This is a genomic window from Methanosarcina mangrovi (genome assembly GCF_052057765.1).
In the GTDB taxonomy this organism is placed as follows: domain Archaea; phylum Halobacteriota; class Methanosarcinia; order Methanosarcinales; family Methanosarcinaceae; genus Methanosarcina.
This window is the reverse complement of sequence record NZ_CP195120.1, coordinates 1,028,674-1,053,333: the sequence shown is the minus strand read 5'-3', so window position 1 is coordinate 1,053,333 and position 24,660 is coordinate 1,028,674. Positions and strand designations below refer to the sequence as shown.

The following is a 24,660-nucleotide window of genomic DNA, read 5'->3' as shown; positions in this document are numbered from 1 at the left end:
GAAATAAGCATACTAAAATAATATGAAACTTCTTAATAATTTCATTCTTCATGTAGAATCTATTAAGTCGATTGCTATATTAAATTGGTGTAAAATTATTATATGATATTTCTAAACTCTTTTACATTGAGCTCATCCTAAAATTTCAACGTCCTGAACCAAGACAAGAATTTTGTCTGATTTTCGAGGAAGTTGTGCCACAATAGGTTTGTACTCGCATACCCTTCGGATCTTCCAGGATCCCGCAACCTGCAGGCCAATCTCCCGGGATAGGCTTTCCTAACTATGGCCTACTTTGGTAAAAGTATGTCCAGGAACTCAAGCGACAGGTCCTCGAAGGTCTACTACCGTAATTGGCTTTTTTGCAGCGGGCCTAAAAGCTTGATATGAACTTTTCCCTTGAGGGAAGAGCATTCCGGAAAGGGGGGTCCCAACCTGCAGAAAGCCGAACCCGGACGCTATGGCAGGCCACACAGTTCGCAGCTATCTGCCTTCCACACATACAGATTTTTCGCGTATATAGTTTTGTTTTAACATTTTCTATAAAACTATCATAATATGCTTTTGTATTTTCAATTTGTTCTTGTAATTCATCTGTTTTTTCAGGAAGCATATCAATCATCATTTCTAATGATTGCATTCTTGAATCTTTTCGTGTTTCAAGCATTTGAATTTGAGTATCAATTTTATATTCTTCAAATTCAATATTTATCCTTTGAATTTCGGCTCTTTCTACTGTTGCCTTTGCGGTTTCTCTTGCGAGAACTTCATTCTCGTTTTTAAGTTTTATGAATTCGGGACTTTCGGAAATATTCAATTCTTTCTGAATTGTGAGATATGGAACATATTTTTGATATTCATCTCTTAATGCCTTTGGATCAGCACGATAATAAGCATCTCTTGTACTGTCTATCTGGTGACCCATTAGGAAATCAGTGAAAAACAATTCAGCATGATTCGCTAATAAAGTGCTATTGAAAAACTTTCGTATATTGTGCGATCTTACTAGATTCCATTCACCAGAAGGACTTGCTTTTCTTGAACGTTCAGAAAGCTCACGGTATATTTTTTGAATGGCTTTTGTCTCAAGCTTTCTTAATTCTTCAGCGTTTTTCTTTGCCGTGAGATATTCAGAAGGTATATACCTTCCAATGAAAAGATATCCTATCACTTTTCCGTTTTTATCGTACTCTACTTTTTGCTTTAAAAGATGCTCTTGTCTTTGTTTATCATTGATTTCAGATGTTCTATTTCTGAGTTCCAAATATTCAATTATTGCTCTTGAAGCTTCGGGACTCAAGAAAGTGTAAAATTCGTATCCTACCTTTTGTCTGACTAGGTGAAGGGTTGTAATTTCTGTTTCAGGATCGTAACCATCTAAGAATTCTTGTACTTTCAGGTTTGAAATTTCATTCACTGCTAGACCTGAACTAACACCTGTAAGAACTATTGCTTTCTCTAGTGGATCAGCTATACTAATTATTTCCCTGATATCGTCTTTTGTGGGGATATCACGATGCTTAAAAGGGGGTCTTGCTTTTGTGGTGGATTTCGGCAAAAATGGAAGCTGAATATCATAATATCGGTAGAAACTACGAACTGCTGTCATCCTGCCTTTTATGCTCATTGGTGCAGCATCAGAGTTTTCAAGATATTCACGGAACTCTCGAAGATCTGAAACAATTCTTCTTTTTCGCATTAGAAGACCTGAAAGTATTTCTTCTTCAGATTCCTCAATTAGTTGTTGAGGGGTTTTTTCAAGAAAATCTGTATAAGCTCTCATTGAATCCGTATATATTTCTCTTGTACTTGTTTTTGCTCCAATTCCTGAGAGCCAATTTTTAATATATGTGTCCTGCTTTAGTTCATTGAATTTCATTTTTTAACCCCACCACTTAAAAAATAATTATCATAAATATAAATGTGACAACTTCTTTAAAAATGTATCCGGGTGAAAAATCAATTTCCACAAAACAAGAATACAAAGCCGATCCTAAAACAAAACAAGTTGCTGAAACCATCAATACGTTCCATATATCACGCATTTATTCACTTCCAAAACTTGACAAGGTAACGTATAAGAATATATCCTAGTAAACAAGGTAACGATCAAGAATGTGGCACAGGCTGCCCTGATGTTCGGGCCGGCGCAGGCTGCGGTTGCAAAAGCGGTTATGGACTCGGTAGCTGCCGGAATACTCCCCGAAGAGCAGGCAGATGACATATTCATCATTGTTTCGGTCTTTATCGAATGGGACGCAAAAGACAGGGGCAAAGTCTACGAATATAACTATGAAGCTACAAAACTTGCAATAGCCCGTGCAATGGAGAGCAAACCGACAGTTAAAGAGGCACTGGCCAAAAAGGACTCCGCAAAACATCCTTTCGCATAAAACAGGCCTTTTCGGACTTTTCAGGGTTCGCAGAAAGATACAGGCAAGGATATTCAGGAGATCTCCGGGTTTTTCAGGAGATTTCCGGAATATAATTTTCCCGAATACATTGCCTCAAGATATCATTTACCCGGAATATATATTCCCGGAACCTCATTTATCCGGAATGGAGTCCGGGATTTCTCTTTTTTAAGGAGTTTCCATGCCTCGGCCCGTCCACAAACATTTGTAAAAAAGAAGTCTGTCCGAACCGGTTTTTGGAGATAGTTGAGTAAAGAAGAAACGCCGAAAGGCGCTTCTTCAGCACCGAGCCTTTCTGCAAGCTTAAAGGTATAAGGAAGCGTATTTTGGAAGCGTTTGGTTTGCGGAAGCTGAAAGGCCTCAGGCCTCAATTCTTCTTTCTTATACAGCCCTTACTTAAAAGTTGTCATGCCTTCTGTCCGGGAGCTGCACTAAACAGGAGAAAAAAAACAGAAGAAAAGATAATGCACCTGAAAGAACAAAAAATAAAAGTGGAGTAATAAGAGTGGGATAGTAATGAAAAACTCAAATATTATCGGAAATGTGCTTGAAAAAGCAGGCAATGAGAACTTAATAAATGAGCTTACAACCAGGCTGTCACAATCCGAAATTACTACATTTTTGCTCGCTCTTTCAAAAGAGATGGCGAGTAAAAATACTCCGAATGACATCTTAAATAAGTACGGATCTAACCGGTTTGTAAAGCCCTCCGAACTTAACCCTATAAAAGTCAAACGAGTCGAACTATTAATGCTAGAGATGGCTGAAACTTCCGGTTTTTCACCTGTTTTGCTCTCTCCTGCAAGCCTATTAGGAAGCTGCTCCGTGATAGCCAGGGTCGACCAGAACAATGTAATCTCCGCAACAAGAGGACTGGAACTCATTGCAGACAGCACCAATATGCTCGCCATCTACCTTGCTAACGGAATAAAAAACAAAACTATTGATAATACAAAAAATCCGATTCATTTATCCGCAACCTGCAGGGTTACTCGCGGACAGATGTTTCAGAGCACGGCATTTGTCCCTCATTTCAGCCTGTTTACTCTTGTCAGTTCCGGCAAAGACACGGGTTCTTACGGTTTCGAAAAGGACGCAATAGCCAGACATATGGAGTACTATATAAATTATTTTGTGGAGAAATTGGGGCATAAGCTCCGGGTATCGCTTAATATGAGAAATGGCTATACCGATAAAACGGGCTTTATTGAAAGAATACACTGCCACCTTCGGGAGAGATATCCCAATATTGATTTTACAGTTAACCGGGAAGAAACCGACAACAGTTATTATCAGGGAATTAATTTCAAGCTCAATGTGAATGATGTGGAAATTGTGGACGGCGGCTTTGTTGACTGGACACAGAAGTTGCTTGGCAACAAAAAAGAACGCTTATTAATCAGCGGAGTGGGAGTTGATTTGCAGCTTATTACAGGGATGCTGGATAAGAGAATTTGAGGATTTGATGACTGGTTATTCGTAAGACCGATCATTCGTAAAACCGATCATTCGTAAAACCGATCATTCGTAAAACCGATCATTCGTAAAACCGATCATTCGTAAAACCGATCATTCGTAAAACCGATCATTCGTAAAACCGATCATTCGCAAGGCCGATCATTCGTAAAACCGATTACCTGTAAAGCGGTTAAACTCGCATTGTCCGTAAAGCAGTTAAACCCGCATTATTTTTGAAAAGATGGTTTCACAGCTTTATCACGGCTTCGAAAAATAAGCATCGATGAAGGAGATGACCTTTTCAAATACGGATTCGATACTGGAATTCTTCACATCCGGGACATTCAAAGGGTTCGATAGGAATACTAACCGTGAAGGGGGATTTTTTTGCGGAGACCTGCTTGAAAATATAGACGAACAGGCTCCCGGCTCTATTATCGATGACCCTGCTGATTTTAATGCCAGCATTGAAAAATTGGAAAGCCTGAAGATAAATACTATTTACCCGAGCCACGGAAAGCCGTTCCTGATGGCGATGCTTACAAAAAGCCGCAGATAATTAAGTAAAACAGGAGAAAAAGAGAAATTTTGCCGGGATCACTAAAAGGTCAGAACCGGCAGGGAAACGTTTTCTTGCAGTTTCGGGAAAATAAAGCTTGCAGTAGATTTCATTAAACGGGGTTGGATAAGTAAGATAAATCGTTTAACTTTCGAATAATTCTTACCCCTTTATCATTTTCATTTAAAACTGAGACTCCGCCGGGTAGGCCCCGAAATTCCGTATTTTCCAGATTATTGATATCTTGGTTATGCCACATGTAAAATAACATACTTAATGTGCCGCCGTGCGAAACTATTATGAAATTTTCTTCCTGAGAATTTTGTATTTCATGTAAAAAAGGAAGCAGCCTCTCATATAGATCTCGTTTTGATTCTGCGTCCGGCAGGAGTTTATAATCCAGAGAAGATATATGCATGTCCTGCTTAATTTGATTTTTACGTAACCACTCAACTGATTTCCCTGCGGCACTTCCCAAATTAATTTCACGAAGTTCTTTTTTATAAATCGGTACGGTTTCCAGTGAGGAAGCTACGATATCTGCGGTTTGTCTGGTTCGCAATAAATCGGATGCATACATCACATAATGTTGATCTGTTATTTCTTTACTCAATGCTTCACCGATATTAAATGCCTGTTGCTTTCCCAGAGCAGTTAATTCCCAGTCAGTCCAAGCCCCTATCATTCCATTCGTATGATGGACAGATTGTGTGTGCTGAATCGTAATAATATTTTTCAATTTTCTACTTCCCTTAAATAGTTCCGATAAAGGACTTACGCATTTGAACTGAAAAACCAGGTTTCAATCAAATCGCGGACGGCGCGCAGTTAAAAACAACACAGGTTTAATAAGATAGTCTGCTAATAAGATTGGCCTGCTAATAAGATTGGTCTGCTAATAAGATTGGTCTGCTAATAAGATTGGTCTGCTAATAAGATTGGTCTGATTTTTCAAAAAAATTCCGAAAAGGCACTAATTATCGGAATAAAGTTCAATTCTCCGATCTTCAAAAACAGGAATATCCTTTCTGATTTCTTCTTTTCCTGCAAGATCAAGGTCGCCGACAATCACGCACTCTTTGCTGTCTGCTTCAGCTTTTACCTCGCCCCAGGCATCGATAATCATCGAGTTTCCGAAGTATGTGCAGTCAGGAGCAGAACCTGTCCTGTTGCATGCAATATGCGGGATCTGATTTTCGATCGCCCTCGCCTTTGCAAGGGTTTTCCAGTGTTCAGCCCTGGGGTTGGGAAAAGCAGCTACGGTCACAAGCAGGTCAGCCCCGGCAAGGGAAAGTTTTCTTGCAACCTCGGGAAAGCGGAGCTCGTAGCAAATTTCAAACCCTATTTTCAGGTTCTGTTTTTTAAGGGAAATGGGCTCTATGGAACTGCCTTTTGCGAAATAACCGTTTTCGGCTTTGAAGGGATGAGTCTTCCGATAAGTACCTGCAAGAGCTCCAGACTCAAAACAAAAACCAAGATTATAGTAGAGAGCAGACTTTTTACTTCCCGGTATTTCCTTTTTTTTCCCGGAAAAACCATTTTCTCCTTCGATAAAATCTTTTTTCGCATCATTTCCGCTCTTAACTTCTATGCCGCCTTCTCCAACATCTTCTCTATAGGCCTCTCCTTTATCCTTCTGAATGATCGAACCCAGGACGATGCAGTCATTTGCTTCGGAAAAACATGCCAGGTTCTCAAGAGTGGGAGACGGGAGGCTTTCGGCTGCATGGCTGAGGTTTTCATAGCAAAAACCTGTTGAAAAGACCTCCGGAAAAACGATTAATTCGGCTCCTTTCTTAACGGCTTTGAGAGCCATGTAAAGGGCTTTTTCAAGGTTTTCCTGCTTCCTGCATTGAAGCACGTCCATCTGGATACAGGCAACTTTCATATCTGACCAACATATCTGCTTTTTGAGTCCTGATCGGACTCTGATTTACATAAAGATTTTCAGGATAGTGAAAAAGTATTTCAGGGTAATAGAGTGGTTTGTTTACTTTTTGCTACCAGACCTTCGAGGTCCATCCTGTGCCGAATCATCCCTGCAAGCACTTCGTTTGCAAGTCGGGTTATTTCTTCCCTGTTTTCCCGGAGTTCGTATGCAGGGTCATCTGTGGGAATCTCAATTTTTGTAATGTCGACTCTGGCTTTTTTCAGGGAGGAGTCTGAAACTTCGCAAACCGTTCCGGGTTTTTCCATGTACTGATCAAGATGTTTCTGGGTGATTCCCGCAAGTTTTAACTCCCTGCGGAAACAGGGCCTTTCAAACAGCCTGGAAATTATATAAACGCCAACTGGAATCCGGAAATCAAGATCGATTTTCAGGAGCTGTGTCCTGAAAATGAGGTAAATGTCTTCGGAATCAGAGGGGACTGCCGGCTCGAGTTCACTGCCTTTTTCAGGCAGAGCTTCCCCATCCTTTTCGGGCAAAGCATATATTTTGGAAGGGGGAACTTCGCTTTCCTCCAGAAGTTCAAGGTCCCGGAGTGCCCTGAGATAGCCTGTCAGGACCAGCCGGTGTTCTTCAATCCCTTCGGCTTTCAGTTCCCGCGAGAGTCCGCTGATTGAGAGCTGCTTGCCGTCAAGCAGTTCCATAACTTTAAGGTTGAGTTTCTCGGCCATTGTCTCTGCCTTTATATTAACATCAGGGTTAATTAATGGTAGTTCGGTCTTCAGGCCCATGGCCAGAAAAACACAATCTCCTGCTCCAATAAACACATAATCAGGTCCCATTTCCGGGAGCTTCCGGAAAAAACCGAATTTCTCCTGTCATTAAAAGGCTGAACAGGAAAATTGCAGGGAGTAACACACGATGTAATTATCCGGCATGATATAAAGCTTATGAGAGTTTGGCAAAAGGGCTGGAAAAATTGAAGAAATTCATTAAAGGAACGAAAATGCGGGATAACCAAAATGAAAAAAGTGTAAAAGCAAAAGAATTTTTGAAGTAACGGATTAATTTTGAGAAAAATAATTATCGGCCAGATTGAATAAAAGTAAAAGAACTTCAGATTGCAAGACTACACATAAAAAGTTCCTGAAAAATACGTTTAAATATAAAAGTATAGATATGAACACCTGCACTCCACTGATGCCTGAAGAAACAGCAATAGGACTTTTTTCCGGCGAAATTGAAGGGCAATGCTTAAAAATGATAATTGCTATCTCAATTAAGTTTAAATTGATGACTTCGCAAGGATGTAAAGATGATCGCAAAGTTAATTCCAAGAAAAGTATTCTTTACAAGTGGAGTCGGTACACACCCCGAAAAACTTGAATCATTCGAGGTTTCACTTCGGGATGCAGGTATTGAAAAATTTAACCTTGTAACTGTAAGTTCGATCCTGCCTCCAAACTGTGAAATTGTGACAAAGACAGACGGTCTGAAAGAACTGAGCCCTGGAGAGGTAGTTTTCTGTGTGATGTCCAGAATCTCTTCCAATGAGCCGGGAAAGACCTTAAGCACTTCCGTCGGATGCGCACTCCCCAGGGATATAAACAAACACGGCTATATTTCCGAGTATCATGCTTACGAAGAAAGCGCACAGGACGTGGGGGAACATGCCATAAAACTTGCAGGAAGCATGTACAGCACCTGGATAAATGAAGCCCCCCTCAAAACTTTCAGCATTCCCAGGTCGTCTTCCGTACAGGAAAGCGGAGACTGGACGACCGTAATATCCGCAGCAATTTTTATTATTTAAAGAGGAATTTCATACAGGAACTCCAGCTGGAACTGCGGTTAATGCTGTTGTTTAATATACATTACAGGACTATTACAGGCATTAATTACCGACTTACCCGTTTACGGACATTACCTATTTACTGCAATACACCTATTTACATCATTATCTATTTCCCTATACTATCCCTCATACTCCCTTCAGATCACAATTATTCAGCATCCGACCATTAACCAATATCAATCAGCATCCAATCAGCATCCAATCATCAATCCGATCATCAACTCAGCATTAATAATCGATCCTCATCCAATCATTAATCCAGAATCCAATCAGCAATCCGGCACCTGATCAGCAATCAAACGTCAATCAGCAACCCGGATCCAACCATTGTTGAAAGTTGCCCGGTTATTATTAGGAACTATCTTGCTATCCACAACACACCTTTCCCCCTTATCTCAGAACTTAAACACAGCAAATAAGTCTTCCTTAGGAGAAGCCTCCCTATGTAAGGAAGCTTCAGGCGAGAGAGTCTGCATATATTGATATTTAATAAAAAATATATAATCCCTTAACGTTATTTGCGTCTCTTACCGTCTATTGCCGGGGTACCTGCCAGACAGGATTCCGGAAGCACAGGCAAACCTATCGCTATCTGCTTATTATGGAGAATGGCATGCATTACAATGTATTTACGAACAACCCGACCGTTCCGATTGATGTAAAAGCCAGGTCTGTGAGCGAATTAATGGACGGAATGCTCAGGACCGGCTTTCAGGGCAGGAAGCTGGCCGAGTCAGTCCAGGCCTGGCACAACATGCTCAAAGAGAAGAACACGACTGTGCTTATGGGTTTATCCGGCGCCATGGTTCCTGCCGGGATGCGCCGGGTTATTTCCCATATGATCCGGGAAAGAATGATCGATTGCCTTGTAAGCACAGGGGCAAACCTGTTCCATGACTGCCACGAAGCCCTCGGCAGAAAGCATTATGTGGGCTCGCATCTGGCTGATGATGAAAAACTCTTTGAACACGGAGTAGACAGGATTTATGACATTTTTGCAGTGGAAGAAGAGTTCAGGACCGCAGACAACCTGATTGCTGATTTTGCAGAGGAGATAGGAGAGATTACCTGTTCTTCAAGGGAGTTCATGTACCTGCTCGGGAAGGAACTTGTCAGGAGAGGAGGTGCTGAAGACTCGATAGTTGTAAGCGCATACAGGCACAATGTCCCGATTTTTGTACCTGCACTGTCAGACAGTTCCATAGGGATAGGGCTTACCATTGCAAGGAGAAGAGGACTTAAACTTGAAATAGACCAGATAAAAGACGTTGACGAGATCACACAGATTGTAGAAAAATCCGGACGTACAGGCGTTGTTTATGTAGGAGGCGGAGTCCCGAAGAACTTCATCCAGCAGACCGAGGTAATAGCTTCGATCCTCGGGATGGATATTGGCGGGCATGACTATGCAATCCAGTACACCGCCGATTCTCCACACTGGGGAGGGCTCTCAGGCTGCACTTTTGATGAAGCGGTCTCATGGGGAAAGATTGCCCCTCAGGCAAAGAAAGTACAGGTTTTTGTGGATGCTACCATCGCTCTTCCAATTGTTGCCCATGCCCTGTATGAAAAATCCCACGACCTGAAACGTGCTGCCCCTGTTTTTTCCTGGGACAGCCCCGAAGGGCTTGATATCGTTTATGAAGAGTAATCACATCACAAATCTTTATCATATTTGAAAGCTGATAACATAAGGCGAGAAGGAGAGGACATAAATGGGTAAACGAACTCGAATAATTAACGATCCTTCCTATTTAGTACCATTACTCAGGACATTTGGATCCAGAACCCATAAAAAAATATTCGATGCACTTTCTAGCAAATGGATGACGAGGGCAGAAATTGATGAGTTCATAGGTTCGGACTCATCAAAAAGCCTTCATATTCTGAAAAAGGCCGGGCTCCTTGAGAGCCAGTGGAGAGTCCCTGAAGCAGGACAAAAACCCTCAAAAGAATACCACAGTTCTTATTCGAAGGTTCAGGTGAACTTCCAGTGTTCCTTTGAAGACCTCAGTGACATCATTATGCTGACCTTCAAACCGTACGAGGAGGTAAAGGATGCCATGGAGGAACTGGAAAGACTGGTAGAAGAGGGCAACACTTCGATGAGCAACCTCACACGGACTCTCAACAAAAACCCGTTTTATATCTGCGCTGTTGCCCGCAGGTCCGAAAGGCTTTCAGTAATGGGGCAGAGGCTAAAAATAATTGAAGATGTTGAGGAGAATTACGATTGATGATTAAGATCCTCCAGACCAAGAGCGGCGTCACCAAATTTCAGGTCCTTATTGAGATTGCTGCCCACCAGCCCAATGTCAGGCAAAAGGAGATTGCCGCAAAGATAGGAATAACCCCTCAGGCTGTTTCCGAATACATAAAGGAGCTTGTAAATGACGGGCTCATTGTAACCGAAGGCCGCGTCCGGTACAGGATTACTAAAGAGGGCGTGGAATGGGTCCTTGAAAACGCTGCTGAAATGAAACAGTACGCCCGCTTTGTCATGGAGGACATCATCAGCCATGTCTCTACCTGGACAGCCATCACAAAAGAGGAACTCAAAGAAGGCCAGCAGGTCTACCTGAAAATGGAGAACGGACTCCTCTACGTAAGCAGCACGGAAAAGACAGGAGCTTCAGGCACTGCCATATCCGATGCCGCCGAGGGAGAAGATGTGGGAGTAACAACCCTCAAGGGCCTTATAGACCTGGAAAATGCGACAATCACGATCTGCAAGGTGCCCAGAGTCGAACGCGGAGGGTCAAGAAAAGTTGACCTCGACCGCCTGAAGGCACTGGCAGCTTCAAAACCCTATATAGCAGCAATCGGGGTGGAATCGTTAATCGCCCTTCGCAAGATTGGCATAAGCCCCAATGTCATGTTCGGGACAAACGAATCCGTAATCGAGGCTGCATATCATGGCCTTTCATCCCTGGTTGTGTCGGTGGACGAACAGGTCTCTGCGCTCCTGAGCCGGTTAGAAACCGAAAACCTCGAATACGAACTTGTTGACCTGACAGTCGAGTAAATTTCCTGATTTTTAGTTTCCGGTTCGAGGTATTCCGGACTCACGGGCTGGAATCCGAACCTCCTGTTTTTCTGTAACAGGCGCCGTTTTTTATCAGGCATAGATGCAATTTTGGGAGTGTAACGGAAATTCATAGAGTTTAACTTCAATTTTTAAAGTTTAACCGTAAGTGCCCTCTCCGATACGCTGCACATTTTTATCTTAATACTGCATAATCATCTACCTACTGCATAATTATCTACCCGGAGGTTTTCCATGAAGCTGATCGCAATTTCCGATACCCATCTTAGGACCGGCGAAGTCCCCTCGCAACTTCAAAATATTCTCAAGGACTGTGACCTGATCGTCCATGCGGGGGATTTCAGTACTGTAGAAGCTTATCAGGCTTTCAATGCCAGCGGCAAGTTGAAAGCCGTTGCCGGAAATGCTGATACCTTCGAACTCCGGAAGCTCCTTCCGGAAAGGCTGAAATTCGAGGTTGAAGGGGTCAAAATAGGAGTGGTGCATGAAGGGGGGCTGTCAGTGATGGATACAACTGCCCAGGGATACCTCGCCAGAGAGATGGGAGTGGAGATCCTGATTTTCGGGCACCTTCACCGCCCTTTGATTGAGAAAAATGATGTCATGCTTGTCTGTCCGGGCTCCCCGACAAAACCCAGGATGTCAAATCCGAGCGCCGTGGAACTGATAATTGAAAAAGGAAGTATCAAAGGCCGAATACTTACCCTTGAAGGGGATAGCTGCGAATATATCAGGTTCCGGGATGCCCTGAAAAAACAAGAAGAGGAAGAGAGCCTGAAATAAAAGGGCCTGAGCACATGAGCCGACTGGCAGGATCCGAAAAAGGTGGAAACAGGAACCTTCCAGGGGTTTTATTAGCAGAATTCCGGCACATGCCGCGCTAGGCGAGGTCACTGGAACTTACGTATCTGGCGAACTCCTTTCAGTTCACATGGTCTCCAGTTTGAACATTACCCCTGTCCCCTGAAGGCTCAGGTAGACTTTGTCTCCAAACTCGAGAATCCTCTCGACGCCAACATTGCTGTTCCAGTTATACACAAAATCGTAGCTCCCCTGCATAGGTTCGAAACCCAGGGACAACAGCCTCTGGTTGACCTCAGACGGGCGAACTCCTTCACTACTGAACCAGACCACAAGATAGGTTTTCACAGGATCATCTCATATGCCAATTAATTAACTTATTTTAGCGGCGACTCTTATCCAAACACTTATTGCTTATTTCATATCATGCTTCGTTTATTTATCTATATTTTGCCTTTTTACGCTCCTATAGCCTGAAAAATGAAAAAAAATAGTCAGTACATTAAAGATTTGAAGAAAACTATCCGGAAAATAAAGAAGAAAAAGGAAAAAGCAAAATAAAAGGAAAAAAACAAAACAAAAATAGAGTAAAAACCAAGGAAAAAGAAAAGAATTAACGGAAAATTAAAAGCACAAAGGGCTTCCTGTTATGAAAGTGTGAATTCAGGGTAAAGAACCCCTGAATTTCACGACTATTAATTACTGCTGCTTTTTACGATTCTCAGAGATTATATCCGGGATATTATATTAGATCTCAGAGATTATCTTTAAGGGATTCAAGGGCTTTTTTTACCATTTCACGGTAAATCGAAGTATCAGTTGAGTAGTGCTCCATTGCAAGCTTTGAGTTGGGATCTTCCTGTGCCTCAACTGCCCTTATTCTCTCAAGAGTCTGCTTTGCAGTATCGAGTACCCACAGATTTCTTGTCAGCTCATCTACCTGCTGGATAGATTCCGGACGGATAGAGGTCAGGACATTTCCATCGTCCGTAGTATAGGTGCTGGTTTTGCCGATGACTGCCACGAAAGCAGGCAGTTCGCACTCAGCAAGGAACTGGGCAGCTTCGGGCTGGTACTGCCCTGCATAGACAAGGAAAGAACCTGTAGGGTCGGAAACTCTGCCTCTCCAGTACTCGGAATCAGTACCTATATCCTCTTTCTCGATAAGAGTCCCGACAATGAAGATGCGGTTCACCTTTGCCCCCGTAGGCGTAAGGAGATACTGTGGAGCATACTGGTCAGTTTCGTCTCTGGATGTGAGGTTTGAGTCTTTCAGTTCCTGAGCGAAAACCCTGCGCGATATTTCCCTAAAGAAGCCTGCCATTTACTCCACCTCCAGTTCAGCAAGCATTTCATCAAGGATCTCCCTGTCCAGAGAAGCCCTCGGAGTGATCGATTCGACAAGGATGTAACGGTCAAGCCTGTGCCCGCTAACGGTATAATACCTGCCGACAAGCTCGTGTTTCAATTTATCCAGCACAACTCCTGGATCAAGGGCATCCGCAGCCATTGCAATGGCGCTGTCAAGGGAGATTCCTGCAAGCTCTTCGGTAAGCTCCCGGTTAATCAGGGCATCCTGTGTGGACGTTCCGGAATCAAGGACTGCCTTTATCCTGAGGTCATATTCTCCTTTGACTTTCCCGTGCTCTGCACAGGCCCCTTTAACCAGAGCCCGTTTGCACTCAGGGCACCTCTTTATAAGTCCGGACCCTGTCTGGATGTCAATCATTGCCCCGAAATATGTAAAAGCGGAAGTACCCACTTCGATATCTTCATCGAGTGTTTCTATGGAGCTTGATTTGTTAAGCTGGACCTGAATCTTGCCATTCCACTCGTTAACGACTACATTTTTCAGCATGTAACTTTTGCCTTCCTCCATATCAGGAAGTTCGGAGCTTGCCCAGTTGGTGAATTTAATAACACCGGTTTCGTCTCCTATAAGCCCTGCCTGTTCTATCGATTCATGGGAGTTTTCCCAGAGCTGGACCACTTTTCCTCTTACCGTAGCCCACTGGTTTCCCACAAGGTCGGCAATGTTCCTGAGTTCGGCTTCTCTTGCTGCGGGAGTGAAATCGCCTCCCCCTACTTCAACAGGTTCGGAAAGCTTCTCTGCGGAACTGTTTTTATTAAACTGGACCTGGAACCTTCCGTTGTATTCCCCGACGACAACACTCCGGAGAAGGTAACTCTCACCCTGTTCAAGGGGAGGAAGTTCGGCATTTTTCCAGATGGTAAACTTTATGATCCCGGTCTCATCTCCGAGAAGCCCAACCTGGGAGATGGACTCATGGGTGTTTTCCCAGAGCTGAACAACCTTTGCCTTAAGGTTTGCCCACTGCCCGTTCTCCGTAATATCCACAATTTTGGTGAGCTGGGGTTCAGCCTGCCGGACGTAAAACTCATTTTTAGGAATGGAATATTTCTTCAAAAAATAGTTTGTTACGCTGCGCTGTGCCTCGTTTGAAGGCACTTTGAACTTCGTGATCAACTCGTCGAGTCTGCTTTCGATGTCCTCAACAGGCACATCGATGCCAAGTTTCATAAACCGGTCTCTAATGGATTCTGCAATCTGTTTCATCTTTAATCTACCTCAAGCCTCATGGTTATTTTCATCAAATTGTGAGGCACTCTAAAGTACCGCAGCAGAGAATATAAAGCTAAGTGAGGCGGGGTGAAAGTATTCGGTCACAGTTGAAAGTATTCGGTTGCGGATGAAAATATTCGGTTATGGTTGAAAACATTCGGATATAAAACATTCAGATATATGCATTCCACACCCCCTTCAAGGAAAAATCCGGGAGAAGGGCATCGGAGTGCATATCACTTCAGTGCATGTTTTCCACAGCAAAGGAAGGATTTTCTCTTCCTTTCCAGGTCTGGAATCCATGATGCAAAATTACTTTCTCTGATATTCGATTTTCGGAAAGCGTGTTATCAGAAAGTGTGTTATCAGATTATCAGGCAGTATACTCCGCAATGTACTAAAAGTTATTTGTGAAGTATGGAAGCGGTCCGCTTGGCTGCATCTCCTTCTCCGATGACGGTTATGATATCCTCATATTCAAGTACGAGGCTTCCGTGGGCGATAATAGAATCACTGCCCCGCTGGACCATAACCAGAAGGCTCTTTTCAGGGAACTGGATATCCTTGATGGCTTTTCCGATTACCCTGGGGTTCGTGACCTTGACTTCCATCATGTCTCCTTCACCTCCCACCTCACACATTGAGAAAAGATGGGGCCTTCCGATCATGTTGTCGAGCACCACTGCAGTGGTCATTGCAGGGCTCATGGCGCGGATTCCCAGGTTCCAGAAAGCCTGCAGGTTTTCGATCTCGTTTACCCTGGCTACGAGCTGGTCACCCCTGAATCCGAAAGAAGCCTTAGCAAGCTGGCAGAAGAGAAGGTTCGTGTTATCCTTATTGGTTGTTGCAACCACATACTTGGCATTCTCTATCCCTGCCTTTTTCAGGACATTCACGTCCCCTGCGTCCCCCTGGACAGTCCTGATTCCGAGTTCCATGCATTTCTTGCAGTTGTCTTTGGAGATGTCCACAACAACTACATTTTCTCCTCTTTTGTCAAAACGTTCGGCAAGAATCCTGCCTACCTTTCCTCCACCAATAATAAGGATTTCCATAGGAATTACCTCCAGCACCTCTGCCACTTTTTTTGACAGGCTGCCACTCATGAAGACCGTGATAATGACCGTAAGGAAAACAAGCCCCACAAGGGTCTGCCCTCCGGGAATGCCCATTGAATCGAGCTTGATTGCAAAATAAGTCGCAACCGCAGTCGGCACAACGCCCCTTGGCCCGACAAAGGAGATAAAAAGTTTCTCATTCGTGCCTATCTGAGAGTTCCACATCGAAACAAAGACTGCAAAAGGACGGATCACGAATATGAGAAGCAGTACAAGGGCTATCCCGCTTGCCCCTATTCTCAGAATATATTCGAATTTAATCATTGCGGCAAGCAGGATGAAAATCAGGGAGAGCATCACAATCACAATGTCGCTCTTGAATTCCTTGATAGTCTCCTTATAAGGGAATTCCGAAGTCCCGAGGATGATCCCGAAGACGGCTACCGCCAGAATCCCGGACTCGTTGCCCAGGTATTCCGAAAAGACGAAGCAGGAAAATACTGCGGTCAGAGAAACCAGCCTTGCTGTCCGATTGCTGATAGCCTTTCCCCGGGTAAAGAACCAGCGGAGGGCAAACCCGCTCAAGGACCCCAGTGCTATTCCGATCCCCAGCCTGTAAAGGATAAAGACCACAGCATCAGTCCCGGAAAGTTCTGCTGCGACCCATTCGAAGACCATGGCTGCAAGGATCACACTGGCTGCATCATTCAGGACTCCCTCAAGCTCCAGGATCTTGCCAAGCTTGTGGCTGATCTGGATATTTCTTACAATGGGGGTTATCACTGTCGGGCCTGTTGCCGTGACAAGAGCTCCGAAAAGGGCGGCGAGCTCGAGAGGGAGCTCTATCAGGTAGCTGGTCAGAACCGTGGTCCCCAGGAAAGTCACAAAGACCCCTATTGTTGTCAGCTTCAGGACACTTTCCTGAACCATCCTTATATGCTTCAGGTCAATGTGAAGCCCGCCATCAAAAACAATCACGGATACCGAGATTGCCACGATAGCGCTCAGCCCGTTGATATAGAGGGCCGGGTTCAGCAGATTAAGGACCTCAGGCCCTGCGATGATTCCTTCAATCAACAGGAAAATGATAAAAGGAATCCGGAAATAGGAGCTAAGTGCCTGTGCGACAAGGGACATGGCAAGCACGGCAACCACGAGCCCGAGTAGAGGTATTGGATCAAGCATGAGATTCCCTGTAATGATGCATTAACTTACCAAAAATATTTGGCAAATATCCGAGATAAATTGAACGGAAAGATATGTAAAGGTCGTATTGCCAAAAAAGCACAAAATACTTGATGATGCATACATAATCATACAATTGTTTTATATAAACTTGACTCTGTTGTCAACCTCCGAAAACTAAAGAACAATTTTGTACAACACCTGCAAACCCTAAAAACTGAAAAAACAAGAGCGTTTGAGTTATATTCCTTGTCCTCTTTAAAGGACTCCATGGAGTTGCTTTTGATCTTTCTTTTTCTGCTCAGCCTTGTCATGATAAGCAAGGGTTCGGACTGGTTTATTGAAGCGGCGGTTGCAATTTCAAACAAAAGCGGGATCCCGAAAATGCTTATAGGGGCCACAATCGTGAGTTTTGCGACAACAGCCCCGGAGTTTGCAGTTTCTGCAACAGCAGCTTATCTAGGGCATACGGACGTAACAATAGGAAATGCAGTGGGCTCGGTCATATGCAACACCGGGCTTGTACTGGGCTCGATTATAGCTGTAAAAGCAATCCCTATAAAGGACGATACGTTTCCCATTAAAAGCGGGCTTATGCTACTTTCTGGAATTGTACTTATCATAGTCAGCCGCGACGGAAATGTGAACCGATTCGACGGGATTATACTTCTGCTTGTGTTTTTTGCCTTCCTTTTCCATGCCTCAAAGACCCAGCGCGTATTGTTCGGAGATGATGAACCCGGCAGAGAAAAACTGAAAATCAAAGATATTCGGAAAGACATAGCTTTCTTCATTCTCGGCTCCCTTTCCGTAGTCATAGGAAGCAGGATTCTGGTAGATTCCGGGATAAAAATAGCCGAATGGATAGGCATCCCCGAAGTAATAATAGCCCTGACGGCGGTTGCAATAGGGACCTCCCTCCCCGAACTTGCAACTGCAATTACCTCCCTCAGGAAAGGGCACCAGGACCTCTCCATAGGAAACATACTCGGGGCAAACACAATGGACGTGGCCATGATCCTCGGGGCATCCTCCCAGATTCGCGTACTCCCCGTTTCGGAGCAGCTTGAAGGGTACGATTTCCCGTTCATGTTCTTTATATCACTCCTCCTTATAGTCTTCGGGATCACCGGGAAAAAACTGGAAAGGTGGGAAGGAGGAGTAATTCTCGGGGCATATCTGGTCTATGTAGCAGGGCTTTTCATCCTCTACGGATAAAGCCTGAGCTCCGTTTTAAAGCAAAACATGAAACTCTCTTTAATTTTTAGTAATTATGGTTTCACTTCATATATATTTTTCCCTAATTATAGATAATGAAATCAATTTTACATTCCTAAATAACGTCTTTGAGTATCCGTTTTTTATAAATTATTTTTTATAAATTTTCCTCGTAGGTTTTGAAGGCAACGTATAAATTCTAAAAAAGGTTCTTTAACAGTATGAAAGCTATTATCCTCGCAGCAGGGGAAGGACTGCGCTGCAGGCCTCTTACTCTTACTCGTTCCAAAGTAATGCTTCCTGTCGCCAACAGGCCCATTCTGGAACATGTCATATCTTCGCTTGAGAAAAATGGAATCACAGAGATCATCCTTATCGTCGGGTATGAAAAAGAACGCATAATGGACTATTTTGAAGACGGGCTGAATTTCGGAGTCAATATAACATATGTCGAGCAGAAAGCCCAGCTCGGGACAGCACATGCGATTGAACAGGCAAAAAAACTAATAAGTGCTCAGGACAAGGAATTCCTTGTCCTGAACGGAGACAACCTGGTAGAACCAAAAACCATAGCCGATCTTCTTAATAATTATGAGGGAGATGCAAGCCTTTTAACCGTAAGAATGGAGGACACGGCAGGTTACGGAGTGGTATTGAAAGAAAAGAAGAGAGTTACCCAGATTCTTGAAAAAAGATCCGGAGATTTAAGTCATATAGTAAACACGGGAATTTACATTTTTACGCCGCAGGTCTTTGAAACCATTGAAAAAACTCCGATATCCGAAAACGGAGAATATGCAATAACCGATACTCTCCAGCTAATGATTGACGAAGGAAAAGTCGTCACTTCAATCCCGACCGAATCCAAATGGCTGGACGCAGTCCATGCCTGGGATCTCCTGAAAGCAAACTCAACTGTATTGAACTACTCCAGAAACCTGAAGCAAGAAGGGGAACTTGAAGAGGGAGTAGTAATTCGCGGGAAGGTTGCAATCGGAAAAAACACCAGAATCCGTGCCGGGACCTATATCGTGGGTCCGGTGGTAATCGGGGAAAACTGTGATATAGGACCTAATGTAGTTATTCTGCCCTCTACCACAATAGGAGATAATGTGTCCATAAGGTCCTTTACGGAAATCCAGAACAGCATTGTAATGAATGATTGCAGGATTTCTTCCCACGGGCAGATTTCTAATTGCATAATCGGAAGCAACAATACCCTTGGCCCGGGTTTTACTGCAGAGGAAAAAGAAGACCTTGAGATAACCATTAACGGCAGGATTCACAATGCTCCGAAGCTCGGGACCATACTCGGGGACGATAACAGAATAGGAGGCAGGGTGCTCGTGAAAGCCGGAGTAATGATTGCTGTCAACTGTCAGGTAGAGTCTGGAAAAACCATTTACAGGAACCTGTCCCGTGATTCGGTAGTCCTCTGAACTCTTAAGGAGGAGATAGAAAATGTGTGGAATTGTCGGATATGCAGGGCAAAGTGCTGCTGCACCGGTTCTTATAGAATCCTTGAAAAAACTTGAATACAGAGGATACGACTCCGCAGGGGTTACGGTTCTTGGCAGCGGAATTGAGACTTACAAAGCAGTAGGAAAAATCGTAAATCTCGAATCCGAAATCCCGAAGAACCTCAGAGGAACTGTCGGAATAGGACACACTCGCTGGGCAACCCACGGTCGTCCAAGCACGGAAAATGCCCACCCTCACAACTCAGGGGGGAGCCCCGGGAAGATTTCGATAGTACATAACGGGATTATCGAAAATTACATGACATTGAAAGAGCAGCTTATCGGAGAGGGTTATGAATTCAAATCCGAAACCGATACCGAAGTGATCGCACATCTTTTATACAAACACATCTACGGAAGCCCGGATGGAAAAGAAGCTCGGTGCGAACTTCTTGCAGGACTCAGAGAAGCCTTAAGAGAGGTAGAGGGATCCTATGCTCTTGCAGTCCTCTCTGCTGACGAATCAGGAAAACTCGTGCTTGCCCGCAAAGACAGCCCTCTCGTCATAGGGTTAGGGAAAGGGGAAAACTTTGCCGCATCCGATGTCACCGCTTTTCTGAATCATACCAGGGACGTTATCTTCGTAAACGACTTTGAGACGGCAGTCCTGAGCCCGACCGATGTAAAGATATTTGACAGGGAAGGAAATCCCGTAGAAAAGAAGATACAAAAGATAGAATGGGACTTTGAGGCTGCGGAAAAGGCGGGTTACGAACATTTTATGCTTAAAGAGATCCATGAGCAGGTCACTGCAATTCACAATACCCTGGCAGGCAAAATCTCCGAACTTGAAGGGGACATATATTTAAAAGAACTGAACCTCAGTGAAGATGAAATAAAGAAGCTTTCAAGAGTCCAGATTCTTGCCTGCGGGACCTCCTGGCATGCAGGTTTGCTTGGGAAATACCTGTTTGAACAGCTGGCAGGAATTCACTGCGACATTGATATCTGCTCGGAATACAGGTACAGAAACCCTGTTATGAATGAAGGAACCCTTGCCATTGCAATTACTCAATCAGGAGAAACTGCAGATACCCTTGCAGCCGTCCGGGAGATCATGTCTTATAACTGCCCCACGCTTGCAATTACGAATGTTGTGGGGAGTACGATCACAAGGGAAGCGAACAGTGTGCTCTATACTCGGGCAGGGCCCGAAATAGGAGTCGCCGCCACAAAGACCTTCACCACCCAGCTTACCCTTCTATATCTCCTCGCTGTGAAGTTCGCTCTTGTAAGAGACAGGCTTAGTCCGGATTATGTAAAAAGTTTCATTACGGACCTCCGGAAAGTCCCCGGGCAGATCCAGCAGATCCTCAACCAGAAGGAAGCGATAAAGGAATGTGCTGAGAGCTTTGCCCGCTCAAAGAGTTACTTCTTCCTTGGCAGGCACCTTAACTACCCCATAGCTCTCGAAGGGGCCCTGAAGCTCAAAGAGATCTCCTATGTGCACGCCGAAGGCTTTGCTGCAGGGGAACTGAAACACGGTCCGATTGCCCTGCTTGACGAAGGGACTCCGGTAGTTGCAATTGCCACCAGAGGGCAGACTTATGAAAAGATGCTCAGCAACATAAAAGAGGTAAAAGCCAGGGACGCTTTTGTGATAGCGGTAGCCGACAGTAAGGACACGGAAATCAGTAAGTATGCGGACACTGTCCTCAGAGTCCCCCAAAACGACGAACTGCTGGCTCCCCTGCTGAGTATTGTCGTGCTTCAGCTGCTTGCTTATTACACGGCTCTTTTCAGGAACTGCTCTATTGACAAGCCCCGCAACCTTGCAAAGAGTGTTACTGTCGAATGATTGTGCGAGCTGAGAATTTCAGGATTATGACCGGATTTTCAGAATTACAAATCTAACAACAGAATATGAGATTTCAGAACAGAACGGAACTTCATGAAATATGGAGTGGGATTTATGAAACTCTTCGGATCTTCAGGAATTAGAGGCATAGTCAATAAAGAAGTTACACCCGAACTTGCACTGCAGGTAGGGCTTGTGCTGGGAAGCCGGAAAAAGACCGCGGTCATCGGGAGGGACCCCAGAGTTTCGGCGCCTATGATAGAGCATGCTCTGGTTGCCGGGCTGACTGCAGCGGGTTGTGATGTTACAAAGGTGGGAATGGTAACCACCCCTACCCTGGCATACGCAGCCAGAGAATATGAGTGCGGAGTAATGGTTACGGCTTCACATAACCCCTCAGAGTATGTGGGGATAAAGTTATGGAACCCTGACGGTATGGCTTTTGACTCGGCCCAGCAGGAAGAAATTGAAAATGCTATCGAAAAAGAAAACTTTTTGAGGGTTACCTGGGACCTCATAGGAAAAGTTGCTGAAGATGAAAATGCCATTCGGGACCATATGGATCTGATCGAGGGGCTTGTTGGAAACTCAAAGCTGCGCGTGGTTCTCGACTGCGGGTGCGGAGCCGGAAGTACGATCACGCCTTATCTCCTGCAGGAACTCGGCTGCCAGGTAATAACCCTGAATGCCCAGCCTGACGGACATTTCCCGGCAAGGAACCCAGAACCTAATGATCAGAACCTTTCGATGCTTAAAAAAGCTGTTGTGGCATTCGGAGCCGACCTCGGAATAGCACACGACGGGGACGCAGACAGGATGATGGCAGTCGACGAAAAAGGCAACTTCGTATCCGGAGACGAACTGCTTGCAATCTTCGGACGCTTTGAGTGCGGAGACGAAAAAGGAGCTGTTGTCGTGCCTGTAGATACCTCCATGATGGTTGACGATTACCTTGAAGGTTCTGAAATCATAAGGACAAGAGTTGGGGACGTCTATGTTGCAGAGGGCATAAAGCAGTACGGAGCCGTCTACGGCGGAGAACCTTCAGGCAGCTGGATTTTCCCGAAGATTTCCTACTGCCCTGACGGGATCTATGCAGCTGCAAAGCTTGTTGAGATAGTCAGGGAAAAGAAGTTAAGCGAACTCAGGGCAGAACTTCCTGTTTATGCCACAAAAAGGGGTGCTCTTCCGTGTGCAAACGAAAAGAAAGCCGAGTTCATGGAAAAGGTGAAAACAGAGCTTGAACCCCTTGGAAAAGTCCTTGATATTGACGGCATCCGCGTGGAACTCGAAAACGGCTGGGTACTTGTCCGCCCCTCTGGCACGGAAGCGAAGGTAAGGATTACGGCAGAAGCCCGGGAAAACGTAGACGGAATCTATGAGATGGCAGAGAAAATCGCAAAGGAGGCGCTTAAATGAAAGCAGTTGTCCTTGTGGCGGGCAAAGGCACAAGGATGGAACCACTCACTTCCGATTGCCCGAAAGTGATGCTTAAGGTTGCAAACAAACCGATACTTGAACACATCCTGAACTCAGCCGTAGAAGCCGGTGTAGAGGGTTTTGTCTTCATTACGGGATACCTTGAAGAGCAGATAAAAGCCCACTTCGGGGACGGAAGCAAATGGGGAGTGAGCATTGAGTACGTGCAGCAAAAAGAGCAACTCGGGACTGCAAATGCGATCGGCTATGCCAGAGGACACGTTGAAGGGGCATTCCTTGTACTTAACGGGGACATGCTCATCGGGCAGGAAGACTTAAAGACTCTGGTTTCAAGGAAGGAAGAGGCTGTTATCTGCGTAAAAGAGGTGGAAAACCCCTCGGACTTCGGAGTGCTTGAGACTGAGAATGATAAGGTGATAAGGATAATTGAAAAGCCAAAAACCCCTCCGACCAACCTTGCAAATGCCGGGGTTTACCTTTTCAGGGAGTCCATTTTTGACTTTATTGACAAAACCCAGCCCTCCGTGAGAAGGGAACTTGAGATAACGGATTCCATCCAGATGCTGATCGACAGCGGGGCACCCGTGGGCTACAACCCCCTCGAAGGCAGGTGGATTGACATAGGATACCCCTGGGACCTCCTTAAAGCTAACGAGCACCTTTTAAAAGACCTCAAGGGCAGCTGTGAAGGTACCGTTGAGCCATACGCAATCATAAAAGGAGAAGTTGCAATCGGAAAAGGAGCCATAATCCGAAGCGGTTCCTATATCGAAGGGCCTGTAGTAATAGGTGAGAATTGCGACGTAGGGCCCAACTGCTTTATCCGCCCTTCAACTGCAATAGGCAACCGGGTCAGGATAGGCAATGCTGTGGAAGTGAAAAACACAATTGTTATGGAAGGCACTCATGTCGGGCACCTGAGCTATGTGGGAGATAGTGTGGTCGGACGCCACTGCAATTTTGGAGCCGGGACGAAGGTTGCAAACCTCCGCCATGATGGGAAAAACATAAAGGTGATGTTGAGAGGCAGAATTCTTGACTCCGGTAGAAGAAAACTCGGCGTGATCATGGGAGATGATGTGCACACCGGCATCAATACGAGCATAAATATTGGCGTGGTAATGCACAAAGGGAGAGCTACACTTCCCGGAGAAATAGTCAAACACTGAATAGGAAGCAAAGTTAGAAAAAGAAGGAACCCCTTCCTCAAAATTCGTGGGGAAAGGGGGACTCCTGAGATTTTTTTTATTTGAATCTTTATTTTTTAATCGGATCTATTTAAAAGGGTTCAGGAATACAGCTGCTTTATGCTCCAGAACACTGTGTTTCGGAAGAAACCTTCTACTTCCACATCAAGAGAACCTTCATTTGTCTTCTCCACAGCTGTCTTTAAAGGATCATCCGACTCAAGTATCTCTCTTACAGTCTCTTCGTCGGATTCCATAGTTATGGTGGGGCCGAACTGTGAATTGGGATCATTGGAAGTGTCATACCTGTAAAATTCTCCTACTTTCCCGCCCCTCATAAGTGCGGTTACGTAGAGCATCTCACCATTCTCAAGTTCAATTTTCCCTGCAATCTCTTCACTTGCTACCAGTCTCTTAACAAGTAAAGGCACATTATCGAAGTTCTCATTATATAGCTCCGCCTGCGCACTTAATTCCGAAAAAAGATCGTTCTCAGCACTGGAATTAACAGAAGTCGTAAAGGTTTCAGCCGCTGTAATATTGCCCGCACCGGAAGCCGCGCCTGTGAAATAAACTAGCAAAAGCACAACCAGAAGGGAACCCATAGCCCTATTTTTCCAATAAATCATAATTGAAAATAAGTAACAGG

Annotated in this window: 22 protein-coding genes; 13 read left to right on the top strand and 9 right to left on the bottom strand. The window is 44.6% G+C overall.

Annotated features, from left to right (window positions below):
* Nucleotides 1-373 precede the first annotated feature (373 nt).
* Nucleotides 374-1,879 carry a tyrosine-type recombinase/integrase gene (locus ACSAZL_RS04985; protein WP_440947629.1) on the bottom strand — a complete coding sequence of 502 codons (1,506 nt, stop codon included), beginning with the start codon at nucleotides 1,877-1,879 and terminating at the stop codon, nucleotides 374-376.
* Nucleotides 1,880-2,117: 238 nt separating this feature from the next.
* Here ACSAZL_RS04985 and fae point away from each other — a divergent pair, with 238 nt between their 5' ends.
* The 3 genes from fae to ACSAZL_RS04970 all read left to right on the top strand — a co-directional run bounded on the left by fae (nucleotide 2,118) and on the right by ACSAZL_RS04970 (nucleotide 4,431).
* Nucleotides 2,118-2,393, top strand: coding sequence for a formaldehyde-activating enzyme (gene fae / locus ACSAZL_RS04980; RefSeq protein ID WP_440947628.1), 276 nt, complete (start codon nucleotides 2,118-2,120; stop codon nucleotides 2,391-2,393).
* A 537-nt stretch (nucleotides 2,394-2,930) separates the two neighbouring features.
* Nucleotides 2,931-3,872 (top strand): hypothetical protein, encoded by a 942-nt coding sequence (locus ACSAZL_RS04975; RefSeq protein ID WP_440947627.1) that lies wholly within the window; start codon nucleotides 2,931-2,933, stop codon nucleotides 3,870-3,872.
* A gap of 283 nt (nucleotides 3,873-4,155) precedes the next feature.
* Nucleotides 4,156-4,431 carry a hypothetical protein gene (locus ACSAZL_RS04970; protein ID WP_440947626.1) on the top strand — a complete coding sequence of 92 codons (276 nt, stop codon included), beginning with the start codon at nucleotides 4,156-4,158 and terminating at the stop codon, nucleotides 4,429-4,431.
* A gap of 112 nt (nucleotides 4,432-4,543) precedes the next feature.
* Here ACSAZL_RS04970 and ACSAZL_RS04965 read toward each other — a convergent pair whose 3' ends face one another.
* From ACSAZL_RS04965 to ACSAZL_RS04955, 3 genes are all read right to left on the bottom strand, one after another.
* The gene (locus tag ACSAZL_RS04965; protein ID WP_440947625.1) at nucleotides 4,544-5,170 is read right to left on the bottom strand and encodes a histidine phosphatase family protein; all 627 of its coding nucleotides are present in this window, start codon (nucleotides 5,168-5,170) and stop codon (nucleotides 4,544-4,546) included.
* Nucleotides 5,171-5,404: 234 nt separating this feature from the next.
* The gene (locus tag ACSAZL_RS04960; protein ID WP_440947624.1) at nucleotides 5,405-6,319 is read right to left on the bottom strand and encodes a nitrilase-related carbon-nitrogen hydrolase; all 915 of its coding nucleotides are present in this window, start codon (nucleotides 6,317-6,319) and stop codon (nucleotides 5,405-5,407) included.
* Between the two features lie 80 nt (nucleotides 6,320-6,399).
* A complete protein-coding gene (locus ACSAZL_RS04955; protein WP_440947623.1) occupies nucleotides 6,400-7,161 on the bottom strand; it encodes a hypothetical protein in 762 nt (253 codons plus the stop codon).
* A gap of 473 nt (nucleotides 7,162-7,634) precedes the next feature.
* On the opposite strand from ACSAZL_RS04955, the gene ACSAZL_RS04950 reads away from it, so the two are divergent.
* The 5 genes from ACSAZL_RS04950 to ACSAZL_RS04930 all read left to right on the top strand — a co-directional run bounded on the left by ACSAZL_RS04950 (nucleotide 7,635) and on the right by ACSAZL_RS04930 (nucleotide 12,003).
* The gene (locus ACSAZL_RS04950; RefSeq protein WP_440947622.1) at nucleotides 7,635-8,132 is read left to right on the top strand and encodes a pyruvoyl-dependent arginine decarboxylase; all 498 of its coding nucleotides are present in this window, start codon (nucleotides 7,635-7,637) and stop codon (nucleotides 8,130-8,132) included.
* Between the two features lie 655 nt (nucleotides 8,133-8,787).
* Nucleotides 8,788-9,825: a deoxyhypusine synthase gene (locus ACSAZL_RS04945; protein ID WP_440947621.1), complete on the top strand. Its 1,038-nt coding sequence runs from the start codon at nucleotides 8,788-8,790 to the stop codon at nucleotides 9,823-9,825.
* A gap of 64 nt (nucleotides 9,826-9,889) precedes the next feature.
* The gene (locus tag ACSAZL_RS04940; protein ID WP_440947620.1) at nucleotides 9,890-10,411 is read left to right on the top strand and encodes an ArsR family transcriptional regulator; all 522 of its coding nucleotides are present in this window, start codon (nucleotides 9,890-9,892) and stop codon (nucleotides 10,409-10,411) included.
* Nucleotides 10,411-11,199, top strand: coding sequence for a DUF7839 domain-containing protein (locus ACSAZL_RS04935; protein ID WP_440948785.1), 789 nt, complete (start codon nucleotides 10,411-10,413; stop codon nucleotides 11,197-11,199). The genes ACSAZL_RS04940 and ACSAZL_RS04935 overlap by 1 nt, the downstream gene beginning before the upstream one ends.
* 255 nt (nucleotides 11,200-11,454) lie before the next feature.
* Entirely contained in the window at nucleotides 11,455-12,003 is a 549-nt protein-coding gene (locus ACSAZL_RS04930; RefSeq protein WP_440947619.1) for a metallophosphoesterase, read from the top strand.
* 144 nt (nucleotides 12,004-12,147) lie between these two features.
* Here ACSAZL_RS04930 and ACSAZL_RS04925 read toward each other — a convergent pair whose 3' ends face one another.
* The 4 genes from ACSAZL_RS04925 to ACSAZL_RS04910 form a co-directional block, all read right to left on the bottom strand.
* Nucleotides 12,148-12,369, bottom strand: coding sequence for a hypothetical protein (locus tag ACSAZL_RS04925; protein WP_440947618.1), 222 nt, complete (start codon nucleotides 12,367-12,369; stop codon nucleotides 12,148-12,150).
* A gap of 406 nt (nucleotides 12,370-12,775) precedes the next feature.
* Nucleotides 12,776-13,345, bottom strand: coding sequence for an RPA family protein (locus ACSAZL_RS04920; RefSeq protein WP_440947617.1), 570 nt, complete (start codon nucleotides 13,343-13,345; stop codon nucleotides 12,776-12,778).
* Nucleotides 13,346-14,599 (bottom strand): replication protein A, encoded by a 1,254-nt coding sequence (locus tag ACSAZL_RS04915; RefSeq protein ID WP_440947616.1) that lies wholly within the window; start codon nucleotides 14,597-14,599, stop codon nucleotides 13,346-13,348.
* Nucleotides 14,600-15,009: 410 nt separating this feature from the next.
* The gene (locus tag ACSAZL_RS04910) at nucleotides 15,010-16,848 is read right to left on the bottom strand and encodes a cation:proton antiporter domain-containing protein (RefSeq protein WP_440947615.1); all 1,839 of its coding nucleotides are present in this window, start codon (nucleotides 16,846-16,848) and stop codon (nucleotides 15,010-15,012) included.
* Nucleotides 16,849-17,097: 249 nt separating this feature from the next.
* Here ACSAZL_RS04910 and ACSAZL_RS04905 point away from each other — a divergent pair, with 249 nt between their 5' ends.
* From ACSAZL_RS04905 to glmU (ACSAZL_RS04885), 5 genes are all read left to right on the top strand, one after another.
* A complete protein-coding gene (locus tag ACSAZL_RS04905; protein ID WP_440947614.1) occupies nucleotides 17,098-18,066 on the top strand; it encodes a calcium/sodium antiporter in 969 nt (322 codons plus the stop codon).
* Nucleotides 18,067-18,287: 221 nt separating this feature from the next.
* The gene (gene glmU, locus ACSAZL_RS04900; RefSeq protein ID WP_440947613.1) at nucleotides 18,288-19,505 is read left to right on the top strand and encodes a bifunctional sugar-1-phosphate nucleotidylyltransferase/acetyltransferase; all 1,218 of its coding nucleotides are present in this window, start codon (nucleotides 18,288-18,290) and stop codon (nucleotides 19,503-19,505) included.
* A gap of 22 nt (nucleotides 19,506-19,527) precedes the next feature.
* Nucleotides 19,528-21,384 (top strand): glutamine--fructose-6-phosphate transaminase (isomerizing), encoded by a 1,857-nt coding sequence (gene glmS / locus ACSAZL_RS04895; protein WP_440947612.1) that lies wholly within the window; start codon nucleotides 19,528-19,530, stop codon nucleotides 21,382-21,384.
* Between the two features lie 114 nt (nucleotides 21,385-21,498).
* Nucleotides 21,499-22,803, top strand: a complete 1,305-nt coding sequence (gene glmM / locus ACSAZL_RS04890; protein ID WP_440947611.1) for a phosphoglucosamine mutase — start codon at nucleotides 21,499-21,501, stop codon at nucleotides 22,801-22,803.
* Nucleotides 22,800-23,993: a bifunctional sugar-1-phosphate nucleotidylyltransferase/acetyltransferase gene (gene glmU / locus ACSAZL_RS04885; protein ID WP_440947610.1), complete on the top strand. Its 1,194-nt coding sequence runs from the start codon at nucleotides 22,800-22,802 to the stop codon at nucleotides 23,991-23,993. The genes glmM and glmU (ACSAZL_RS04885) overlap by 4 nt, the downstream gene beginning before the upstream one ends.
* 119 nt (nucleotides 23,994-24,112) lie before the next feature.
* On the opposite strand, the gene ACSAZL_RS04880 is transcribed toward glmU (ACSAZL_RS04885), so the two are convergent.
* Nucleotides 24,113-24,640, bottom strand: a complete 528-nt coding sequence (locus ACSAZL_RS04880; protein ID WP_440947609.1) for a hypothetical protein — start codon at nucleotides 24,638-24,640, stop codon at nucleotides 24,113-24,115.
* Nucleotides 24,641-24,660 lie beyond the last annotated feature (20 nt).